Source organism: Immundisolibacter sp. (genome assembly GCF_041601295.1).
GTDB lineage: Bacteria > Pseudomonadota > Gammaproteobacteria > Immundisolibacterales > Immundisolibacteraceae > Immundisolibacter.
This window is the reverse complement of record NZ_JBFIII010000033.1, coordinates 1-18,473: the sequence shown is the minus strand read 5'-3', so window position 1 is coordinate 18,473 and position 18,473 is coordinate 1. Positions and strand designations below refer to the sequence as shown.

Annotated in this window: 18 protein-coding genes; 10 read left to right on the top strand and 8 right to left on the bottom strand. The window is 65.8% G+C overall.

Annotated features, from left to right (window positions below; genetic code table 11):
• Nucleotides 1-30: 30 nt before the first annotated feature.
• Both ABZF37_RS06175 and rmuC read right to left on the bottom strand, forming a co-directional pair.
• Nucleotides 31-1,308, bottom strand: coding sequence for an MFS transporter (locus ABZF37_RS06175; RefSeq protein ID WP_372717901.1), 1,278 nt, complete (start codon nucleotides 1,306-1,308; stop codon nucleotides 31-33).
• A gap of 36 nt (nucleotides 1,309-1,344) precedes the next feature.
• Nucleotides 1,345-2,763, bottom strand: coding sequence for a DNA recombination protein RmuC (gene rmuC / locus ABZF37_RS06170; RefSeq protein ID WP_372717899.1), 1,419 nt, complete (start codon nucleotides 2,761-2,763; stop codon nucleotides 1,345-1,347).
• Nucleotides 2,764-2,990: 227 nt separating this feature from the next.
• On the opposite strand from rmuC, the gene ald reads away from it, so the two are divergent.
• A complete protein-coding gene (ald, locus tag ABZF37_RS06165; RefSeq protein WP_372717897.1) occupies nucleotides 2,991-4,103 on the top strand; it encodes an alanine dehydrogenase in 1,113 nt (370 codons plus the stop codon).
• Between the two features lie 53 nt (nucleotides 4,104-4,156).
• Here the strand turns inward: ald and cysZ are convergent, their stop codons facing one another.
• Nucleotides 4,157-4,906, bottom strand: coding sequence for a sulfate transporter CysZ (gene cysZ / locus ABZF37_RS06160; protein ID WP_372717895.1), 750 nt, complete (start codon nucleotides 4,904-4,906; stop codon nucleotides 4,157-4,159).
• A gap of 207 nt (nucleotides 4,907-5,113) precedes the next feature.
• On the opposite strand from cysZ, the gene ABZF37_RS06155 reads away from it, so the two are divergent.
• The 9 genes from ABZF37_RS06155 to ABZF37_RS06115 all read left to right on the top strand — a co-directional run bounded on the left by ABZF37_RS06155 (nucleotide 5,114) and on the right by ABZF37_RS06115 (nucleotide 13,015).
• Entirely contained in the window at nucleotides 5,114-5,905 is a 792-nt protein-coding gene (locus ABZF37_RS06155; RefSeq protein WP_372717892.1) for an endonuclease/exonuclease/phosphatase family protein, read from the top strand.
• Between the two features lie 32 nt (nucleotides 5,906-5,937).
• Nucleotides 5,938-6,366 (top strand): Hsp20/alpha crystallin family protein, encoded by a 429-nt coding sequence (locus ABZF37_RS06150; protein ID WP_372717890.1) that lies wholly within the window; start codon nucleotides 5,938-5,940, stop codon nucleotides 6,364-6,366.
• Nucleotides 6,363-8,750 (top strand): endopeptidase La, encoded by a 2,388-nt coding sequence (gene lon, locus ABZF37_RS06145; protein WP_372717888.1) that lies wholly within the window; start codon nucleotides 6,363-6,365, stop codon nucleotides 8,748-8,750. Before ABZF37_RS06150 ends, lon begins: the two co-directional genes overlap by 4 nt.
• An 88-nt stretch (nucleotides 8,751-8,838) precedes the next feature.
• On the top strand, nucleotides 8,839-9,162 hold the full coding sequence (locus ABZF37_RS06140) for a hypothetical protein (RefSeq protein ID WP_372717886.1): 324 nt from the start codon (nucleotides 8,839-8,841) through the stop codon (nucleotides 9,160-9,162).
• 140 nt (nucleotides 9,163-9,302) lie between these two features.
• Complete coding sequence (locus tag ABZF37_RS06135) at nucleotides 9,303-9,824, top strand: hypothetical protein (RefSeq protein ID WP_372717884.1); 522 nt, start codon at nucleotides 9,303-9,305, stop codon at nucleotides 9,822-9,824.
• Between the two features lie 94 nt (nucleotides 9,825-9,918).
• On the top strand, nucleotides 9,919-10,320 hold the full coding sequence (locus ABZF37_RS06130; protein WP_372717882.1) for a hypothetical protein: 402 nt from the start codon (nucleotides 9,919-9,921) through the stop codon (nucleotides 10,318-10,320).
• A 175-nt stretch (nucleotides 10,321-10,495) separates the two neighbouring features.
• Nucleotides 10,496-12,265 carry a CocE/NonD family hydrolase gene (locus ABZF37_RS06125; RefSeq protein WP_372717880.1) on the top strand — a complete coding sequence of 590 codons (1,770 nt, stop codon included), beginning with the start codon at nucleotides 10,496-10,498 and terminating at the stop codon, nucleotides 12,263-12,265.
• 166 nt (nucleotides 12,266-12,431) lie between these two features.
• Nucleotides 12,432-12,626, top strand: a complete 195-nt coding sequence (locus tag ABZF37_RS06120; protein ID WP_372717878.1) for a type II toxin-antitoxin system VapB family antitoxin — start codon at nucleotides 12,432-12,434, stop codon at nucleotides 12,624-12,626.
• The gene (locus ABZF37_RS06115) at nucleotides 12,623-13,015 is read left to right on the top strand and encodes a PIN domain nuclease (RefSeq protein WP_372717876.1); all 393 of its coding nucleotides are present in this window, start codon (nucleotides 12,623-12,625) and stop codon (nucleotides 13,013-13,015) included. The genes ABZF37_RS06120 and ABZF37_RS06115 overlap by 4 nt, the downstream gene beginning before the upstream one ends.
• Nucleotides 13,016-13,271: 256 nt before the next feature.
• On the opposite strand, the gene ABZF37_RS06110 is transcribed toward ABZF37_RS06115, so the two are convergent.
• The 5 genes from ABZF37_RS06110 to ABZF37_RS06090 form a co-directional block, all read right to left on the bottom strand.
• Complete coding sequence (locus ABZF37_RS06110; RefSeq protein ID WP_372717874.1) at nucleotides 13,272-13,544, bottom strand: TMEM165/GDT1 family protein; 273 nt, start codon at nucleotides 13,542-13,544, stop codon at nucleotides 13,272-13,274.
• Between the two features lie 168 nt (nucleotides 13,545-13,712).
• Nucleotides 13,713-14,642 carry a ketopantoate reductase family protein gene (locus tag ABZF37_RS06105; protein WP_372717872.1) on the bottom strand — a complete coding sequence of 310 codons (930 nt, stop codon included), beginning with the start codon at nucleotides 14,640-14,642 and terminating at the stop codon, nucleotides 13,713-13,715.
• Nucleotides 14,643-14,645: 3 nt separating this feature from the next.
• A complete protein-coding gene (gene fdxA / locus ABZF37_RS06100; RefSeq protein ID WP_372717870.1) occupies nucleotides 14,646-14,969 on the bottom strand; it encodes a ferredoxin FdxA in 324 nt (107 codons plus the stop codon).
• Nucleotides 14,970-15,059: 90 nt separating this feature from the next.
• Complete coding sequence (mutS, locus tag ABZF37_RS06095; protein ID WP_372717868.1) at nucleotides 15,060-17,639, bottom strand: DNA mismatch repair protein MutS; 2,580 nt, start codon at nucleotides 17,637-17,639, stop codon at nucleotides 15,060-15,062.
• Nucleotides 17,640-17,667: 28 nt separating this feature from the next.
• Nucleotides 17,668-18,473: cytochrome c-type biogenesis CcmF C-terminal domain-containing protein (locus tag ABZF37_RS06090; protein ID WP_372717866.1), on the bottom strand; the 806-nt coding region annotated here is incomplete at its 5' end.

The following is an 18,473-nucleotide window of genomic DNA, read 5'->3' as shown; positions in this document are numbered from 1 at the left end:
TGATCGGGAACATATCGCACCACGCCGGTCTCATTGGGCCGGCAGTGCCGGGCGGCGCGCCATCAGATACAGGCTGGCCGAACTCAGATAGCCAACCGCAACCAAACCGTAAATGGCGGCATAGGAATGGAACGTATCGTATACGGCCGAGGCAATCACCGGCCCCAGACCGAGCCCGACCAGCTGAAAACTGGCCATCAGTCCGCCGATCCGGCCGAAGGCAAAGCGACCAAAATAATTCGCCACGATAAGGCCGGTCAACGAACCCTCGCCGCGTACCAGCAAACCCAGCACGGCAGACAGGACAAACGCGCCAATAGCGGTGTCCACGCGCAGCATCAGCAGCACGCCGGCGGCGGCCAGCAACTGCGAAATGATCGACAGCCGCCGCTCGGAGAAGAACTCGGACAGATACCCCCATACGATGTTGGCCAGCGCGCCGGACAGTGCCAGGATGCTGACCGCGGTTACCGCCTGCACCTGCGACACGCCGCGGCTGACCAGATAGGTGACGTGATAGAACACGACGGTGCCGTTGGCGGCGATCGCCATCACCGCGCCGGCCATCAGAAAACGCAGCGCCCAGGTCCGCAGCGCCTGCGCCAGGGTCCACGGATACTCGTCAGCGGTCGGGCGTGGCCGGCGCCCGGCACGGGCCGCGCGCGGCTCGACAGCGCCACCGTCCTGTTCCAGACCCAGCGTTTCCGGGCTGCGTCGCAACAGCAGCAGGGCGGCCGGTACAAGCACCACCAGGGTGATCACGCCCATGGCCAGAAACGTATCCCGCCACGCCCAGCCGTGACGCATGGCGTAGGCGCCGCCAAACGCCGCCGCCGCGCCGCCCAGAGGCACCGACATGGAAACGATACCCATTGCCCGGCCGCGGTAGTGCAAAAACCAATGCACCGCGATCGCCCGCTGCGCGGCGCCACCAATGGCGCCCTGGGCAGCACCACGACACAGCATGTAACCGCAGTAGAAAGCGACCAGTGTCGGACTCCACCCCATCAGCGCAAAACCGGCGGCCATCACGACCGCCGCCATACTCATCAGTGCGCGCGGCCCGTGCCGGTCCACCCACGCACCGGCAAGTGGCGATACCAGCCCACCGATCAGCGTGCCGGCCAACAGGGCACCGGCAATGCCGGTGTTAGTCCACCCGGTGTCCTGGGTGATCGCCAGCAGAACCGAGCCCATATACATCTGGCTGCTGCCGGCGGACACGACACCGCCCAGCGTCGCCACGCCCAGTACCACCCAGCCGTAGTAAATACGTGCCCCAAGACGGGCCACGAGACGATCAGACACAGTCTCTCCAGTTCAGTTTCAGGTCCGGCGGCGGCCTCAGAAGCCGTCGGGCGGCGGCGCTTGCAGCTCCGCCTGGGCCTGGTCCAGCATTTCGGCAGGCAGGGATTTTGACGCCTCGACGCCGAGCGCCTTCAGGTCCTCTGCCCGCTTGATCAGGTTGCCGCGCCCACTGACCAGCTTGTTACGCGCTGCGTCAAACGCCTTGCGTGTGCTGTCCAGGCGGTTGTCGACGGCGTCCAGATCCTGAACGAAGCCCACAAACTTGTCGTACAGATCACCGGCCCGGCGCGCGATTTCCTGCGCGTTGCGGCTCTGGTGCTCGTAGCGCCACACGTTCTGGATCATACGCAGCGTGGTCAGCAGCGTGGTCGGATTCACCAGACCGATGTTGCGCTCCAGCGCCTCGGTGAACAGCGCCGGCTCGGCGCGCAAGGCTTCCATGTAGGCCGGCTCGATCGGCACGAACAGCAGCACGAAATCCAGAGAGCGCACGCCCTGCAGTAATTGGTAGTTCTTATCGCCAAGCCCGCGGATGTGAGCGCGCAGCGAGGCCACATGCTCGCGCAGCGCCTGGGCGCGGGTGGCGTCGTCCTGGGCACTCGCATAACGCTCGTAAGCGGTCAGCGAAACCTTGGCGTCGATCACCACGTCCTTGCCATCCGGCAGGTGCACGATCACGTCCGGCCGCTGGCGACCGGCGTCGCTGCTCAGGCTGACCTGCACTTCGTACTCGCGGTCCTTCTGCAAACCGGACTGTTCGAGTACGCGTTCGAGCACCATCTCGCCCCATACGCCCTGGGTGCGGGTCTGGCCCTTGAGGGCATTGGTCAGGTTCACGGCGTCCACCGCGATGGTCTGGTTCAGATCGCGCAGGGTGTGGATTTCCTTCAGCAGCGACACCCGGTCGCGGGATTCCTTGTCGTACACGTCCTCGACGCGTTTCTGGAAGCCGCCGATCTGCTCGCGCAGCGGTATCAGCAGCGCATCAAGATTGGTTTTGTTCTGCTCGGTGAAGCGGCGGCTCTTGTCCTCCAGAATTTCCTGCGACAGGTTTTTGAACTGCTCGGTCAACTGGCCGCGCGCCTCCTGCAACACGGCCAGCTTCTCCTCGCTGCGACGGCGTTCTTCGGCCAGCTCGGTGGTCGCCCGTTCCAGGCGAACGGCCAGCGCCTGGACCTCGTCGGCTCTTTGCCGCAGCGCCGCATCACGCTCGTGCAAGGTCGCTTCCAGCGGTGCCAGACGCAGGGCATCGGCCTGCAAACGGGCCCGCTCCTCAGCCAAAGCCTGCCGTTCCAGCCGCAAGCCGTCGACATCCGCCGCCAGGCCGGCGGCTTGCTGCTGGCTGGCGGCCAGCGCCGTGACCAGACGCGCCCGCGCCTGCAACACAACAATCAAGCCAAAAACAAGCGCCAGTCCGACCCCAAGGGCGATCATGGCGACAACAGTGAATTCCATCCGGCGATACAGTCCAACAGGTCGAGCGCTAAGCTTGCACGATACCGCAAGCGGGCCGTATTGCGTGCCGGATTGCTGCCTGCACGGTCGGTCGCGTCAGGGTCAGGAGTCTGACGTCTTAGTCGAAGCCGTCGCGGGCGGCGCAGGCAGCGCATACAACGCGCCGCTGCTCGAACCCACCCGGGACATTGATATCGATGTTGCCGTTGATGCCCGCGGAGACTCCCATGGATATTGGCGTACCCACCGAAACCAAGGATAGCGAAAGCCGCGTCGCGCTGGCGCCAGCCGGGGCAGCGGTGCTGGTTGCGGCGGGGCATCGGGTGCGCGTGCAGCGCGGCGCTGGCATTGGTTCGGGTTTTGCAGATGCCGAATACAGTGCTGCCGGTGCGATGCTGTGTGACGCCGCCGACGCATGGGGCAGCGCGCTTGTGGTCAAGGTCAAGGAACCGCTACCAACCGAGTACCGGTTCCTGCGCGGGCAGATGCTGTTCACCTACCTGCACCTGGCCGGGGTGGACCCGGCGCTGACCCAGGCCCTGCTCGCCAGCGGCACCGTCGGTATCGGCTACGAAACGGTGCGCGACGACGCCGGCCACCTGCCGCTACTGGCGCCGATGAGCGCCATCGCCGGCAATATGGCGGTGGCCGTAGGCACCTGGTATCTGGCAAAACCGCACGGCGGCATCGGCGTGCAGCTCGGCCGCGTGCTGGGTGAACCGCACGGCCGCGTGCTGGTGGTTGGCGATGGCGTGGTGGGCCAGCATGCCGCGGCCAGCGCCGCCGCGCTGGGCGCCGAGGTCATCGTCTACGGCATTGACGCCGCTCACGGCGCCGCGCTGCTCAAGCAACTGCCCGAACACGTGAACTGGCGACTGTCGACGCCGCAAGCGATCACCGTCGAACTGCCGCAGGCGGATCTGCTGATCGGCGCCGTACTGCTGCCCGGTGCGCGCGCACCGCACCTGATCAGCGCCGACATGGTGCGCAAGATGCGCCCCGGCACCGTGATCGTGGATGTCAGCATCGACCAGGGCGGCTGCGTGGAAACGGCGCGCCCCACCAGCCATTCCGATCCGGTTTACACCGTGGACGGGGTGCTGCACTACTGCGTCACCAACATGCCAGGCGCCTACCCGCGCACCGCCACCGTGGCGCTGACCCAGGCCACCCTGCCGTACCTGAAGACATTGGCCGGCGGTGGCCGGGCGGCGCTGTTCGCCGACCCGGCACTGGGCGCTGGCGTGAACACGCTGGACGGCTATGTCACCTGTCCGGCCGCGGCCCAGGGACTCGGCCTGCTGGCCCGACATCGGCCCCTGGCCGAACTCGCGCCCTGATACTGCAAGCCGTTAACCTGCGTACTCACAACGCGAGACCGCGTGCAGGCTGTTCATGAGCTGAGGTCCTGGCCGCCGGCGTCGAGCGAAACGGCAGGTAGATCCCGCACCAGCACACAGGCACCGATCACCGCCGCCGGCATGAGCAGCAGGTTCACCACCGGCAGCATGCCCAGCAGCAGCACGCTGCCCCCGAAACCCAGTGTCCGCAAGGGCATCCCGCCGGCAGACCGCCGTACGGCGCGAAAATCAAGTCCACGATTGGCCAGCGGGTAGTCCAGATACTCCAGCGCCAGTAACCAAGCGCCCAGCAGCACCCAGACCGGCCCGGCGAACAGGTTCACGCCGGGCACCCATAACAGCAGTCCGAGCGGCACCACCCGCACCAGAAAATAAGCCAGCTTGCGCAGCTCGTTAGCCACGGCCCGCGTGGCCTCGCCAAGCCAGCCACCGCCCGAAACCGGCGCCTCGCCAAGCACGCGGGCCGCCAGGACGGCGTTGAACGGCGCCCCGATCAGGTTCGCCAGCGCAGTAAAGGCGTAGACGAACACCAGCAACAGCACCAGGGCGAACAGCGGCCAGGCGAGAAACGCCAGCCAGTCGAGCCAGCCCGGCAAGGCGTTCTGCAAGGACTGCACCGCACTGCGCACGCGCCCGGCCGCCCACACGCTGCCGGCGCCAAACAGCAGCGCATTGATGGCCAGCGGCGCCAGCACCAGGCTGCGCCAGCGGCGATCGAACAGGCGGGCAAAGCCCAGCCACAGGCACCGGGGACCGGACATGGGCGCGCGCAAAATGGACATGACTCCCTCCCGCAAAAAAAACAGCTCGGCACGATTCGCCAGTCCACCTGACCGGCATCACGGCCGGGCGGCTGCCTGCACCCCAGCATGTCACGCACGTTCGCGCGTGGTCCAAGTCCTGGCCGGCGCACTTGTGCGCCGGCCTGCCGGCCCCATCTTGCATTACACGCCTTGCCATCACGGCCACCGGCCTCACCCGGACACTCCATGCCCCATTCCGCAGACCGTTTGCGCGTCCTGACCTACAACATCCAGGTCGGCATAGACACGCGCCGCTATCGCCAGTACGTGACACGCGGCTGGCGACACGTGCTGCCGTTTCTGGGCCGCCGCGACAACCTCGACCAGATTGCAACCTTGCTGCGCGATTACGACATCGTGGCGCTACAGGAAATCGACGCCGGCTCCTACCGCGGCGCCTTTTTGAACCAGGCCCAGTATCTGGCCGAGCGCGCCGGCTTTCCGAACTGGCACCTGCAGGTCAACCGCAATTACGGACCGCTGGCTCGCCACGGCATTGCCGTGCTCAGCCGGCTGCCGCCGACCGGCATTCGCGAGTGCCGCCTGCCGGGCTTTCTGCCGGGACGCGGCGCGTTGCTGCTGAGTTTTGGCAGCGCCGCCCGGCCACTGCACGTGCTGGCGGTACATCTGTCGCTGGGTCAGCGTTCGCGTCTCCGCCAGCTGCGCTACCTGTCGCGGCTGGCCGTGCATTGCAAGGACCTGATCCTGCTCGGCGATCTGAACTGCCCGGCCTGGCCCCTGGAACGTCACTCGGGGCTGATCCACGCCGGCTTGCGGGTGGCCGACACCGAAGGTCACAGCTACCCGTCCTGGCGCCCGCGGCGTAACCTCGACCATGTACTGGTGTCGTCGTCCTTGAAAGTGCACCGCGCGCAGATACTGAACCATCCGATGTCCGATCACCTGCCGGTGTCTGTGGAACTGGATTTGCCACCGGCCCTGGCTGCCAGTCTGGCCGCCACGCCACAGGCGGCCTGAGCCTGACCGACTGACTCATAAGGAGGACCGGTATGGCAACGCGAGACCTGGAACGCTGGATGTGGGCCGAGGCCTGCGCTCTGCTCGACCAGGCCGACCGGCTGCAACAGCAGTTTTTCGATCCACCGGGCGGACGCGCCACGCGACGCGCCTGGCGTCCGCCGGTCGACGTCTACCAAGCCGGCCGCGAACTGGTGATCGTGGCCGCCCTGCCGGGGGTGACGGCCGAGCGCCTGGAGGTCGGCATCGACGGCGCCATGCTGGTCATCGCCGGCGAGCGCCGGCTACCGCCGGGCCTGCGCGGCCACAACGTGCAGCGCCTCGAAATACCGCGCGGACGCTTCGAACGCCGCCTGCGCCTGCCACCTGGCCACTATCAGATCGGCCAGCACGAACTCAGTCACGGCTGTCTGGTGCTGGTGCTGCACCGGGTCGAATCTCTGACCGGAGAATCAACATGAATTCAGCCAACCCCGAAATCGCCTTCCCCGAGGCCGGCACTGTGACCGATGACCTGCTCATAATCCTGCCGGTACGCAACCTGGTGTTGTTTCCGGGCGTGGTGATGCCGCTCACGGTGGGCCGCAAGGGTTCCGTTGAAGCCGCGCAGGAGGCCGCCCGCGGCGATCGCCCGCTCGGGCTGCTGCTGCAAAAGGACGGCAGCATCGACGAGCCCGGCCCGGACGATCTGTACCGCGTCGGCACCGTGGCCAGCGTGCTGCGCTTCATATCCGCGCAGGACGGCGCGCACCATCTGGTATGCCAGGGCGAGGAACGCTTTCGGGTACTGGACTTCGTGCCCGGTCACCCGTACCTGATGGCGCGGGTGGAGCGCCTGCCGGCCCCCGAGGAAGCCGGCGTGGACGACGAGGCACGCGTGCTGAACCTGCGTCAGCAGGCACTACAGGCACTGGAACTGCTGCCGCAGACACCGGCCGAGCTGGTACACGCCATCCAGGCGACCCAGGCCGGCTCGGCGCTGGCCGACCTGATCATCAGCTACATGGACCTCAAGCCGGAGGAAAAGCAGGAAATCCTGGAACTGCTCGACCTGCCGCAACGCCTGACGCGCGTGTCCGAGCTGCTCGCCCGGCGCATCGAGGTGCTCAGGATCTCGCGCGACATCTCCGAGCAGACGCGCGAGAAGCTGGACTCACGCCAGCGCGAATTCGTGCTGCGCGAACAGCTGAAAACCATCCAGAAGGAACTGGGCGAAGCCGACGACCAGGCCGCCGAGGTGCAGGAAATCGCCGAGGCCATTGCCAAGGCCGGCATGCCGAAAGAGGTCGAACAGCAGGCGCGCAAGGAACTCAAACGCCTGGAGCGCATGCCGGAGGCGTCGGGCGAGTACCCAATGCTGCGCACCTACCTGGACTGGCTGACCGAGCTGCCGTGGAGCGCCGCCAGCACCGACAGCCTGGACATCCCGGCCGCGCGACAGGTGCTGGACGAAGACCACTGGGGCCTTGAAAAGGTCAAGCGGCGCATCCTGGAGCATCTGGCCGTGCGCAAACTAAGCCCCGAGGGCAAGAGTCCGATCCTGTGCTTTGTCGGCCCGCCCGGCGTCGGCAAGACCTCGCTTGGCCAGAGCATCGCCCGCGCCATGGGCCGCGAGTTCCTGCGCGTGTCGCTGGGCGGCGTGCATGACGAGGCGGAGATTCGCGGCCACCGCCGCACCTACGTCGGCGCCCTGCCTGGCACCATCATCCAGGCCATCCGCCGGGGCGGCACGCGAAATCCGGTGCTGATGCTCGACGAGATGGACAAGCTCGGCCAGGGCTTTCACGGCGACCCGTCGTCGGCGTTGCTGGAAGTGCTGGACCCGGAGCAGAACCACACCTTCCGGGACAACTATCTGGCGGTGCCGTTCGATCTTTCACAGGTCATGTTCATCGCCACCGCCAACGTGCTCGACAGCATCCCCGGACCGCTGCGCGACCGCATGGAGGTGATCGAACTGCCCGGCTACACACAGGAAGACAAGCTGGAAATCGCGCGCCGCTACCTGATCGACCGGCAACGCAAGGCCAGCGGCCTGACCGCCGAGCAGGTGGACCTGACCGACGCGGCGCTGAGCACCCTCATCGACGGCTACACGCGCGAGGCCGGCTGCCGCAACCTGGAGCGCGAAATCGGCGCCGTGTTTCGCCACGTCGCGGTGCGCGTCGCGGAAGGCGAGACCGCCGCGCAGCGCATCGATGCCAGCGACGTGCCGGGCATCCTGGGCTCGCGCAAGTTCGACTCGGAACTGGCCATGCGCACCGCCATGCCGGGCGTGGCCACGGGCCTGGCCTGGACCCCGGTCGGCGGCGACATCCTGTTCATCGAAGCCAGTCGCGTGCCGGGCAACGGCAAACTGATCCTGACCGGCCAGCTCGGCGACGTGATGAAGGAGAGCGTGCAGGCGGCCCTGAGCCTGCTCAAGGCCCGCGCCGGCGTGCTCGGCCTGGACCCGGACTCCTTCGAAAAGCACGACATCCACGTCCATGTGCCGGCCGGCGCCATCCCCAAGGATGGTCCGAGCGCCGGGGTGGCCATGTTCGTTGCCCTGCATTCGCTGCACGCCGACCGCTGTGTGCGCGCCGACACCGCCATGACCGGCGAAATCAGCCTGCGCGGCCTGGTGCTCCCGGTCGGTGGCATCAAGGAGAAAATCGTCGCCGCCCACCGTGCCGGTATCTGTCGCGTGATGCTGCCGGCGCGCAACAAAAAGGACTACGACGACATCCCGGTCAGTGCCCGCGAGCAGCTGGAGTTCGTATGGCTGGAGAATGTGGACCAGGCCCTGGACGCCGTGTTCGACTGCCCTGCACCGGCGGATGCGCTGGCGGCAGACGGCGGTTGATCGCGACGCGAAGCAAGCCAATCATGGGAGTCCAAACCGACGCCGGGCAGCACGTTGCGGTCCGGCCACCGACCACAGGAACCGACTTATGAGCAGCCACTGGAAAACCACCTGCGCCGCCATCGCATTGCTCGCGACCGCCGGCAGTGCCACGGCAGCCCCGAAGGGCCCACACGGGGCCGGCAGTCACATTGATCATGTCGGCGCACCACCGGCCAGTAGCAACCGCCAGTCGCTGCCGGATGCCGAGCGGGGCCTGGAGCGCGCGACCGAACGCGAGTCAGACCAGGGTCTTGATCATTCCCGCGCCCAGGAGCAACAGCTGGAGCACGCGCCCGACCACGGTGTCGACCACCGCAATACGCATTCGATGGAGCCACAGGGCAAAACACTGAAGAACAAACCCAACTGAGTGCTCGGACCCGGGGAAAGGCTGGCCGAGGCTCTGCCCATTCGGGCTCAGCACCTGCACCGACCAAACTCGTCGACCCGTCCGCCGGCCAAGTGGCTTAATAACGTCGGCGCCCACATCAAAGCAACTTGGAGTCCTGCATGCAGCAACTAGCGGTTCCGTTTACGCTGTGCACGCTGTGGTTCATGGTCGCGTGGGCAATCGAGAAATTCTGGCTCACTGTGTTCTGCGCACAATGTTCCAGCCTGTTTGCTTTCGAACTGAGCCTGCAAGGTCACGATCTTTTGACCGTCAGCACTGGACGAGTCAGTGCCGTTCTATTGTTCGTCGTCCCATTTCTTGCCTACGCCCTGGCGCTGATCCCATACAGGAGACCGGGCTCAGGCGAGGCATGGTCAACCGCCATTCAGAAATGGAGTCGCCCATTCTTCTGGCTGGCACTGGTCGCCTTTTGGGCCTGGATGCTGGAAAGCGCGTACTCGATGTTCTCCGGCATCCTTCCGGAAGGCTTCAAAGCCTACGCCCAGGGTTATCGATTGCACCTGTCGGGCACCGCCTTAGGGCTCAGGGAAATCACCATCAACGGCGGACTGGGTGGTCTCCTGGGCTTGATTTTTGGGCTATACCTGTTCCTGTCCCGGGGTCTCGCACACCGCGAGTAGCGCCAAGCGTGCGTCGGCGGCCACGTGTGCTACCAAGCCGTGTAATCGCCTGAACCCCAACGTTCGACCGCCCACATCCAGGGAAGACAGACATATGGCTATCGGTTGGTTCTCCGTACTGAAAATGGTTCCCTGGGGCGATGTCATCAGCAACGCACCCAAGGTCGCCGATGGGGCCATGAAGCTGTGGAGTACCGTAGCGAAACGGCCGTCGTCAGCCCACGCGCCGGCGGCAGGCTTACCGCCAGCGCCTGCATCCGAAACACAACCTATCTGTGTGCTTCAGTCGCAACTGGCAGCCGCGGAATCGGAAATAGCGGAGCTGCACCGCCAGATGCTTGAGTCCTCGAACCTGATCAGAGCTCTTGCCGATCAGGGTGCGCAATTGATCAGGCGCCTGGAGGTCAATCGAATTCGAGTCTTGTGGCTGACCGGGTTCCTGGTTGTTGTGGGCCTGGTCACCGCGGCCAACCTGGCCATGAATTTCGCTCGCTGAGGTCGTCCCTGCGATCGTTGCAGCGGGCTGCGAGCAACGCCGCCCGGGTGGGCACATTAAAACCGTGGACGAAGGCGGTCCGTGACGGCGCGCGCACGCAACCGATCGCACAGGATGGCATCATGTCCGCAGCCCAAGAGGCTCACGACAAACAAAGCCTGAGGAGACCACGACGATGAATGACGCCGAACTCGAACGCGGCCTGGCGGCGGTCGACCTGCCCCGTCCAGCCTACTGGCAGGCGCAGTACTTCAAAAACGTCGACCAGCTGTCGAAGCCGCGGTACACGATGGTCATCGAGCGCGACGTGCCGCTGAAAATGCGCGACGGCGTCACACTGCGCGCGGACGTGTTCCGGCCGGACGCACCCGGCAAGTTCCCGGGCCTGCTGGCGCTGTCGGCTTATGGCAAGGACTGCCAGTCGGCACCCATTCCGGCCCAGCCGATCAACTCGTGGGTGTTCGACCATAACGTCGAGGCCGGTGACATCGAGTTTTTCGTCAAGCGCGGTTACGTGTACGTGATCCCGGACGAGCGCGGTCTGGGCAAGTCCGAAGGCGCCTGGAACGGTCCGTTCAGCGTTCAGGAGCAGGAGGACGGCCACGACATCGTGGAGTGGATTGCCGAGCAGCCCTGGTGCAGCGGCAAGGTCGGCATGATGGGCATCTCCTGGTTCGGCATGATCCAGCGCTTCGTGGCCGCCCAGGCACCACCGCACCTGGCCGCCATCTTCCCCTACGAAGCCGCCAACGATCTTTATGGCGTGGCCTACGAGGGCGGCGTGATCCAGCCGTTCTGGTGGGAACTGGAACGCGAAATTCCGGCGCACACCACGGTGTCGGAATCCGAACAGCTGTACTCGCCAGAGGAACTCGAAGCGCGCTTCAACGCCATCGCCAGCACCAAGGACATCGCGCTCAACACCAACTACGTTCGCGTGCTGGCGCGGCGCAAGACAGCCTTTTTCGACCAGTTGCTGCATCCGACCAACACGGATTTCTGGGCCCGTCGCCGCTCACGCGACAAGGTCAGCAAGATCACCGTGCCGGTGTACACGGCCAGCTGCTGGATTCCGTTCTTCAAGCCGTTCATGCAAGCCGTCTGGGACGACATGAACGACCCGACGCTGACGGTGCCCAAGAAGGCCTCCATCTTCGGCCACCACATCCATACCGCCCTGCCCGGCCCGCCGGAGCTCAAGTACGAGGCCCTGCGCTGGTACGACCACTGGATGAAGGGCGTCGACACCGGAATCATGGATGAGCCACCCATCCGCCTGTTCGTGATGGGCATCAATCAGTACCGCTTCGAGCACGAATGGCCGCTGGCCCGCACCCAGTGGACCAAGCTCTACCTGCGCCCGTTCGGGGCGCTCACGCCGCTGCCCGAACCCACCGACGCGGACCCCGACCCGCTGGTACACCGCCCGCCGATCATCTCCACCGAACGCAATTCGGTGCGCTATTCGACGCCGCCGATGAGCGGGCCGATGGAGGTCACGGGACCTGTGGTGCTGAACCTGCACGCGGCGCTGGATCAGCCGGATGCGACTTTCATTGCCAAACTGTGGGCAGTCGGGCCGGGCGGCGAGCGCTTCCCGCTGTGCCGTGGGGTACTCAAGGCCTCACACCGGGCGCTGGATGCCGAAAAATCAACGGCCTGGAATCCGGTGCAGACGCATATCGACCCACAGCCGGTGGTGCCGGGCGAGGTCAACGAGTATTCGATTGGCTTCCCGTCCATCTCGTATGTGTTCCGGCCCGGCGAGCGAATGGAGCTGGAAATCTCCACCTGCGACCCGATCGACATCCCCTGGCATCACCGTATGAACGTGATGGGGCCCCTGCCCAGCATGACCCTGACCTACTACAAGCTGTATCGCGACAAGGACCACGCCTCGCATCTGCTGGTGCCGGTCATTCCGATGGGCGCGCCACACGGCTGAAGCAGTCTCCCGCCCCGGCCGCTGTGGCCGGGGCGCGGCGGCGGAACGGGTTTACACCAAGGCATGGTGCGAAGGTCGAACCGACACCAGGTACTGCCGGAATCCGGTTTGCCGTAAACGCAGCTTCCCGCTAAATTGTGTACGTTAAATATCCAGAGTACACACCATGCGCACCAATATCGTGATTGACGACCAACTGATGAAAGACACGCTGCGCGCCACTGGCCTGAAGACCAAACGCGCGGCAGTGGAGCTTGGCCTGCGAACCCTGCTGCGGTTGCGTCAACAGGACGAAATCCGGCGCTTTCGAGGCAAGTTGCACTGGCAGGGCGACCTGGATGCAATGCGAGCGGACAGGTGATCCTGGTCGACTCAAGCGTCTGGATCGACTATTTTCGAGGAAACGCGACGCCACAGGCCGACCGGCTCGACACCTTGCTGGCGACGGAGCCACTGGCCATCGGTGACTCGATTCTGCTCGAAGTCCTTCAGGGCTTTAACGACGAGAAAGAGTTCAACCTGGCAAAGAAGCTGCTGAGCCGCTTGACCCCCGTCGACCTTGGTGGGTATGACATTGCCATTCAAGCCGCCCGGAATTATCGGACCCTGCGAATGCTGGGCGTGACCGTGCGCAGGACTATCGATACCGTAATTGCCACGCGGTGTATCGAGAGTAATTACACGCTGCTGCACAGCGATAGGGACTTCGAACCATTCGTAACGCACTTGAAGCTGCGCTGCGTGCTCTAGGGCGCCGCTGATTTATCCGGCGGCTCCCGCAGTACACGGACGCACCGCCAAAATCGATGGCTGTAAGCCATTGATTTTGTGAAGCAGCGGAAAGCCACGCTTTTCCGCTGGCGGACGCTGAAAAGTCCAGGATGGATTTATTCAGCGCTTGCCGAGGAACGCGCACATGCCACGCGCATTCGTGGCGCCGTTGCCAGGAGCACAGGCGCGATGGGCGCGATAGGCGCGGGACATTACTCCTGAGTGAACGGGTGGATTATCTGGACAGCAAAGTCCACAGCCCAATGCCGATAAAGCCAAATCCGGCTATCAGCTTCAAGCTTGAGACGGACACGAAACGCTCCAGTTGCGCGCCGATCAACACGCCGATCCCCGCCGCCAGTACCAGTGCGGCCGATGCGGCGAAAAAAATCAGCCACCGGTTCGCGCTCGCGTCGGAGGAAAACAGCATCGTCGCCAGCTGCGTCTTGTCGCCAATCTCGGCGAGGAAAATCGTCACAAAAATGGGGACAAAGGCTTGCCAGGTCACGATCTGGATCCCGGTTGGGTGGTGTAGGGCCAGTTCGGATGCGCCAACCATCGGGGCACGAGTGACCAATCAGCCGTGCGGCGCGCCCAAACGACGGGGGCGCTCGTACCTAACCCCTGCCGCGCCAACCCGTCTTGCGCAACCACCCCGCCTGCCATCACGCCGCCCTCAATCGCCACTGCCGTACTTGCCCATCAGGATATGGTGCAGCGTGGCGGTGACCGGAACCTCGATTCCCAGCTGCCCCGCCCGCCGCAGGATGGCACCGGTGATGCCGTCCAGTTCCAGAGGCTTGCCACGCTCGGCGTCGGCCTGCATGGAAGGCTTGATCGGGTCGATGCCCTTGATCCAGTGGAAAACGGCGTCCAGTTCGTGCGGGCTGAACTCCACATCATCAGCCGCCGCCGCGGCGCCGGCCTCGCGCATCAGGTTGCGCATTACCCAGGCCATGTCCGGGTCATTGGCCATGCGCTGGGTATCCAGAAAAGTCACCGCTGCCAGCGGGTTGCAGCCGTTGTTCAGAACCAGCTTTCGCCAAAGTTCGCGGCGAATGTCGTCGCTGAGCAAAACAGTAATACCGGACAGACTCAGCAGTTCCGCCAGCGCCGTCACGTCCTGGTTGCAACCGGTCGGATAGTCGCCGAGCACCGCTTCGAGCACACCGCGCACTTCCACCTCGCCCGGGGCGGTGATGTGCGCGAAGAACTTGCGCATGAGGCCGCCCATGACCGGACGGTCGAAGATCTTGGCCAGGACCGGCTCGTTATCGACACCGTTTTGCAATGAGCCCAACCGGCAGTCGCCGCCGACGTAGGGCCGCAGGCGCCCGGCCAGGCGCTGCGTGTGCTGGCTCTTGCAGGCAAAAAGCAGCCAGTCACAGCCAGCCAGTTGTGCCAGTTCGGCGTCGCTCCCGGTGTCCAGCACCGGCAGGCGGTGCAGTTGTCGATCACCGTTCAGGTCAAGCAGCAACCCGTGCCCTGCCAGGCGAGCCGCGTGCTCGCCCCGCGCCAACAGCACCACGTCGGCCGCGCCGGTAGCGGCCAGGCGCGCGCCCAGCAGGCAGCCGATCCCGCCAGCACCGGCAATGGCAATGCGCACGGCCTATTCTTCTATCAGCTTGCGCTTGGCCGGCACGCCAACCCATGCGTCGGCATCGGCGGGGGCATCCTTGCGCTGGGTGATCGCGGGCCATTGCAGCGACAGGCGCGCGTTCAGTTCAATGAATTCCTGCTGGTCGGCCGCAACTTCTTCCTCGTCGACGATCGCCTCGACCGGGCACTCGGCCACACACAGGGTGCAATCAATGCACTCGTCGGGGTCGATGACCAGCATGTTAGGACCTTCGCGAAAGCAGTCCACCGGACACACTTCCACGCAGTCGGTGTACTTGCATTTGATGCAGGCTTCGGTGACGACGAAGGCCATGACCGTTCTCCGGGACAAAAAAGCGGGTAATTATACGGGTCGAGCCTAGCAGCCTGGGGGATGGTGTCCGGACCCGAAGCGGGTCAGGACTCAGTTTTTTTCGGGACCGCCGGGCAGCAGGTCCCGTAACTCGTACAGCAGCTCCAGTGCGGCGCGCGGCGCGAGCTGGTCGGGGTCGACCTGCAACAGGCGGTCCACCAGGGCCTGCCCGGGCTGCGGCTCGAACAGACCAAGCTGCCGCTGGGGCGGCATGGCTGGTGGCGGCGGCAGCCCCTCGCCCAGGCCCGCCAGGCGCTCGCTGGCCAGGGCAATCACCACCTCCGGCACGCCGGCCAAGGCTGCCACCTGCAAGCCATAGCTACGACTGGCGGGCCCCGGCTGTACCCGATGCAAAAAAACGATGCCTCCGGCATGTTCGGCAGCATCCAGGTGCACGTTGTCCACGCCCTCCAGTTCCTGCGCCAGCGCCGTCAGCTCGAAATAATGCGTGGCAAACAGGGTAAAGGCGCGCACCCGCTGCGCCAGATGGGTCAGGCAGGCCCACGCCAGCGCCAGCCCATCATAGGTACTGGTGCCCCGCCCGACTTCGTCCAGCAGCACCAGGCTGCGATCGGTGGCGTTATGCAGGATGTTGGCGGTCTCGGTCATCTCGACCATAAAGGTGGACCGCCCACCGGCCACGTCGTCCGCGGCGCCGATGCGGGTGAAAATGCGGTCCACCGGCCCGATGCGCGCGGCGCTGGCGGGCACGTAACTGCCGGCGTACGCCATCAGCACAATCAGCGCCACCTGGCGCATGTAGGTCGATTTGCCGCCCATATTGGGGCCGGTGATCAGCAGGATGCGTTGCTGGTCACCCAGCTCAAGGTCGTTATCGACAAACGGCACCTCGCTGATGCGCTCGACCACCGGATGGCGACCGCCCTCGATGTGCAGGCCCGGCGCGGCTTCGAGCTGCGGCTCGACGTAACCGAAGCGGTCGGCCCGTTCGGCGAAGCTGCCCAGGGCATCGAGCTGGGCCACCGCCGCTGCGGCCGCCTGTAGCGCAGCCAGTTCCAGCGTGACCCGGTCCAGAAGCTGATCGAACAATAATCGCTCCCGTGACAGCGCCCGTTCGCGGGCACCCAGGGCCTTCTCCTCGAAGGCTTTCAGCTCCGGCGTCACGTAACGCTCGGCGTTCTTCAAGGTCTGGCGACGGGTGTAGTCCGCCGGCACCTGCGCCGTCTGGGCCCGGCTCAGCTCAATGTAGTAGCCATGCACCCGGTTGTAGCTGACCTTCAGAGCGGCAATGCCGGTCCGGGCGCGCTCGCGCTGCTCCAGGTCCAGCAGGTAGCTGCCGGCATCGCGACCGATGCTGCGCAGTTCGTCGAGCTCGGCATCGAAGCCGGCCGCGATGACGCCGCCATCGCGCAACAGCGCCGGTGGACTGGCTTCGATCGCCCGCCCCAGCAGTTCGTGCAGGACATCAAAACCCGGCAGCGCTCGGCGCAGCTCCAGAAGCAACGGCGCCTCGAACGCCTGCAAGTGCATGACCAGGCCCGGCAGCAAGCCCAGGCTGTCGCGAAGCGCGGCCAGGTCGCGTGGTCGCGCCGAGCGCAGCGCGATCCGGCCCAGAATACGTTCCACGTCGCCGACCCCACGCAGCGCATCCTGCAAACCGGCATGGGCCTGGTCCTGGACCAGGGCCGCGATGGCTGCGTAGCGCTGGCGCAGCTCCTGCGGGTCGCGGATCGGCCCCAGCAGCCAGCGGCGAAGCTGCCGGCTGCCCATCGCGCCGACGCAGGCGTCCAGCACGCCGACCAGGGTGGCGCGCTCATCGCCCGACAGACTGCGGTCGATCTCAAGATTGCGCCGGCTGGCCGGATCCAGCACCAGCACCTGGTCCGCGGCCTGCACGCGCAGACCGCGCAGATGCGGCAGCGCGGCCAGCTGGGTGTCCTGCACGTACTGCAACAGCGCCCCGGCGGCGCCGACGGCCAGCGCCATGCCGGCACAGCCAAACCCGGCCAGATCGCGCACGCCAAATTGCTCGCACAGCCGCCGCTCGGCGCTCGCCGCGTCGAACTGCCACGGCGGTCGATGGGTCGGGCTCCACGGTCCGTCGAACGATCCCGCCTCAGCGTCGGTCAACAGCAGCTCGGCCGGCGCCAGGCGCGCCAGTTCCGCCGCCAGCGCCGCCTCGCTGGCGAGTTCGCCGACCACGAAGCGACCGCTCGCCAGTTCCAGCACCGCCAGACCGGCGCGGGCGCCATCGCGCAGTACGGCGGCGATCAGGTTGTCGCGCCGCTGGTCGAGCAGCGCGTCGTCCGTGAGTGTTCCAGGTGTCACCACGCGCGCCAGTTCGCGCTGCATCGGGCCACGCCCGGTGGGTGTGCCGACCTGCTCGCAGATGGCCACCGTGCGTCCGCGCCGCACCAGGCGGCCAAGATAGGTCTCCAGCGCATGCGCCGGCACGCCGGCCATCGGGATTTTCTGTCCGCCGGCCTCGCCACGGCTGGTGAGCGTGATATCGAGCAGCCGCGCCGCCTCGACCGCATCGTCAAAGAACAGCTCGTAAAAATCGCCCATGCGGTACAGCAGCAGCGCGTCCGGTTGCTGCGCCTTCAGGCTCAGGTAGTGCTGCATGGCCGGAGTGTGGCCAGCGTTGGTGTCGTTAGGTATCCGGGACATGCTCATACGGCGCGGCCAAACGGCGGGCTCAATCCGCGCGGCGCGCCGTCTGCCGCTCGCCGAGGCACATCAGCACACCAAGCCCGATCAGCCCCGCCCCGGCCCAGATCCACTGCACCAGCGGATTGACGTAGGCACTGATGGTGTAACGACCGTCGCGGGCCTCGCCCAGCACGACGTAGACATCCCGCAGCCAGGTCGAGTCGATACCCGACTCGCTGGTTGGCATGCCGCTGGCGTGATAACTGCGTCGTTCGGAAGCGAGCAGGACGCGCCCGTCGAGCAGGAACTCACCGCGCTGGGCGTCGTAATTGGGGCCGCTCGCCGGGCCGACACCGACCAGCTGCACGTTATGACGGCCGATGTTGAGACTGTCGCCGGGCGCCATCGTCACCATCGCTTCCTGCCTGAACAGGCCCGCCGCCGCCAGCCCCACCGCGGCGACCGAAACGCCAAAGTGCGCCAGCAGCGCGCCATAGTGCCGCCTGGCCCGCCACACGTTGCGCGGCAGCGCCAGCAGCAGCGACTGCGGTTCGGCCAATGCAAGACTGCGCCCGCCACGCCAGACATCGGCAACAACACCCACCGCCGCCAACACGGCAAACCCGACCGCAACCGCCGCCAGCGGGCTGACCGGCCGTGCCAACACCAATACCAACAGCGCCGCCAGCAGCGCCAGCGCGCCCGGCCACCTAAAACGCCGCAGCAGATGGCGCGGCTGGGCACGCCGCCACGGCAGGCTCGGCGCGATGCCCATCAGCAACACCAGCAGCAACAACTGCGGCACCACCACGGAGTTGAAATACGGCGCGGCGACGGTGATTTTCTGCTCCG

Bases quoted from the DNA above. Each gene is read 5' to 3' on its own strand.
- lon (WP_372717888.1), top strand. From the start codon at position 6,363: ATGAATTCAGCCAACCCCGAAATCGCCTTCCCCGAGGCCGGCACTGTG.
- ABZF37_RS06120 (WP_372717878.1), top strand. From the start codon at position 12,432: ATGCGCACCAATATCGTGATTGACGACCAACTGATGAAAGACACGCTG.
- cysZ (WP_372717895.1), bottom strand. From the start codon at position 4,906: ATGTCCATTTTGCGCGCGCCCATGTCCGGTCCCCGGTGCCTGTGGCTG.
- ABZF37_RS06150 (WP_372717890.1), top strand. From the start codon at position 5,938: ATGGCAACGCGAGACCTGGAACGCTGGATGTGGGCCGAGGCCTGCGCT.
- ABZF37_RS06135 (WP_372717884.1), top strand. From the start codon at position 9,303: ATGCAGCAACTAGCGGTTCCGTTTACGCTGTGCACGCTGTGGTTCATG.
- ABZF37_RS06125 (WP_372717880.1), top strand. From the start codon at position 10,496: ATGAATGACGCCGAACTCGAACGCGGCCTGGCGGCGGTCGACCTGCCC.
- ABZF37_RS06130 (WP_372717882.1), top strand. From the start codon at position 9,919: ATGGCTATCGGTTGGTTCTCCGTACTGAAAATGGTTCCCTGGGGCGAT.
- mutS (WP_372717868.1), bottom strand. From the start codon at position 17,639: ATGTCCCGGATACCTAACGACACCAACGCTGGCCACACTCCGGCCATG.
- ABZF37_RS06140 (WP_372717886.1), top strand. From the start codon at position 8,839: ATGAGCAGCCACTGGAAAACCACCTGCGCCGCCATCGCATTGCTCGCG.
- fdxA (WP_372717870.1), bottom strand. From the start codon at position 14,969: ATGGCCTTCGTCGTCACCGAAGCCTGCATCAAATGCAAGTACACCGAC.
- ald (WP_372717897.1), top strand. From the start codon at position 2,991: ATGGATATTGGCGTACCCACCGAAACCAAGGATAGCGAAAGCCGCGTC.
- ABZF37_RS06155 (WP_372717892.1), top strand. From the start codon at position 5,114: ATGCCCCATTCCGCAGACCGTTTGCGCGTCCTGACCTACAACATCCAG.
- rmuC (WP_372717899.1), bottom strand. From the start codon at position 2,763: ATGGAATTCACTGTTGTCGCCATGATCGCCCTTGGGGTCGGACTGGCG.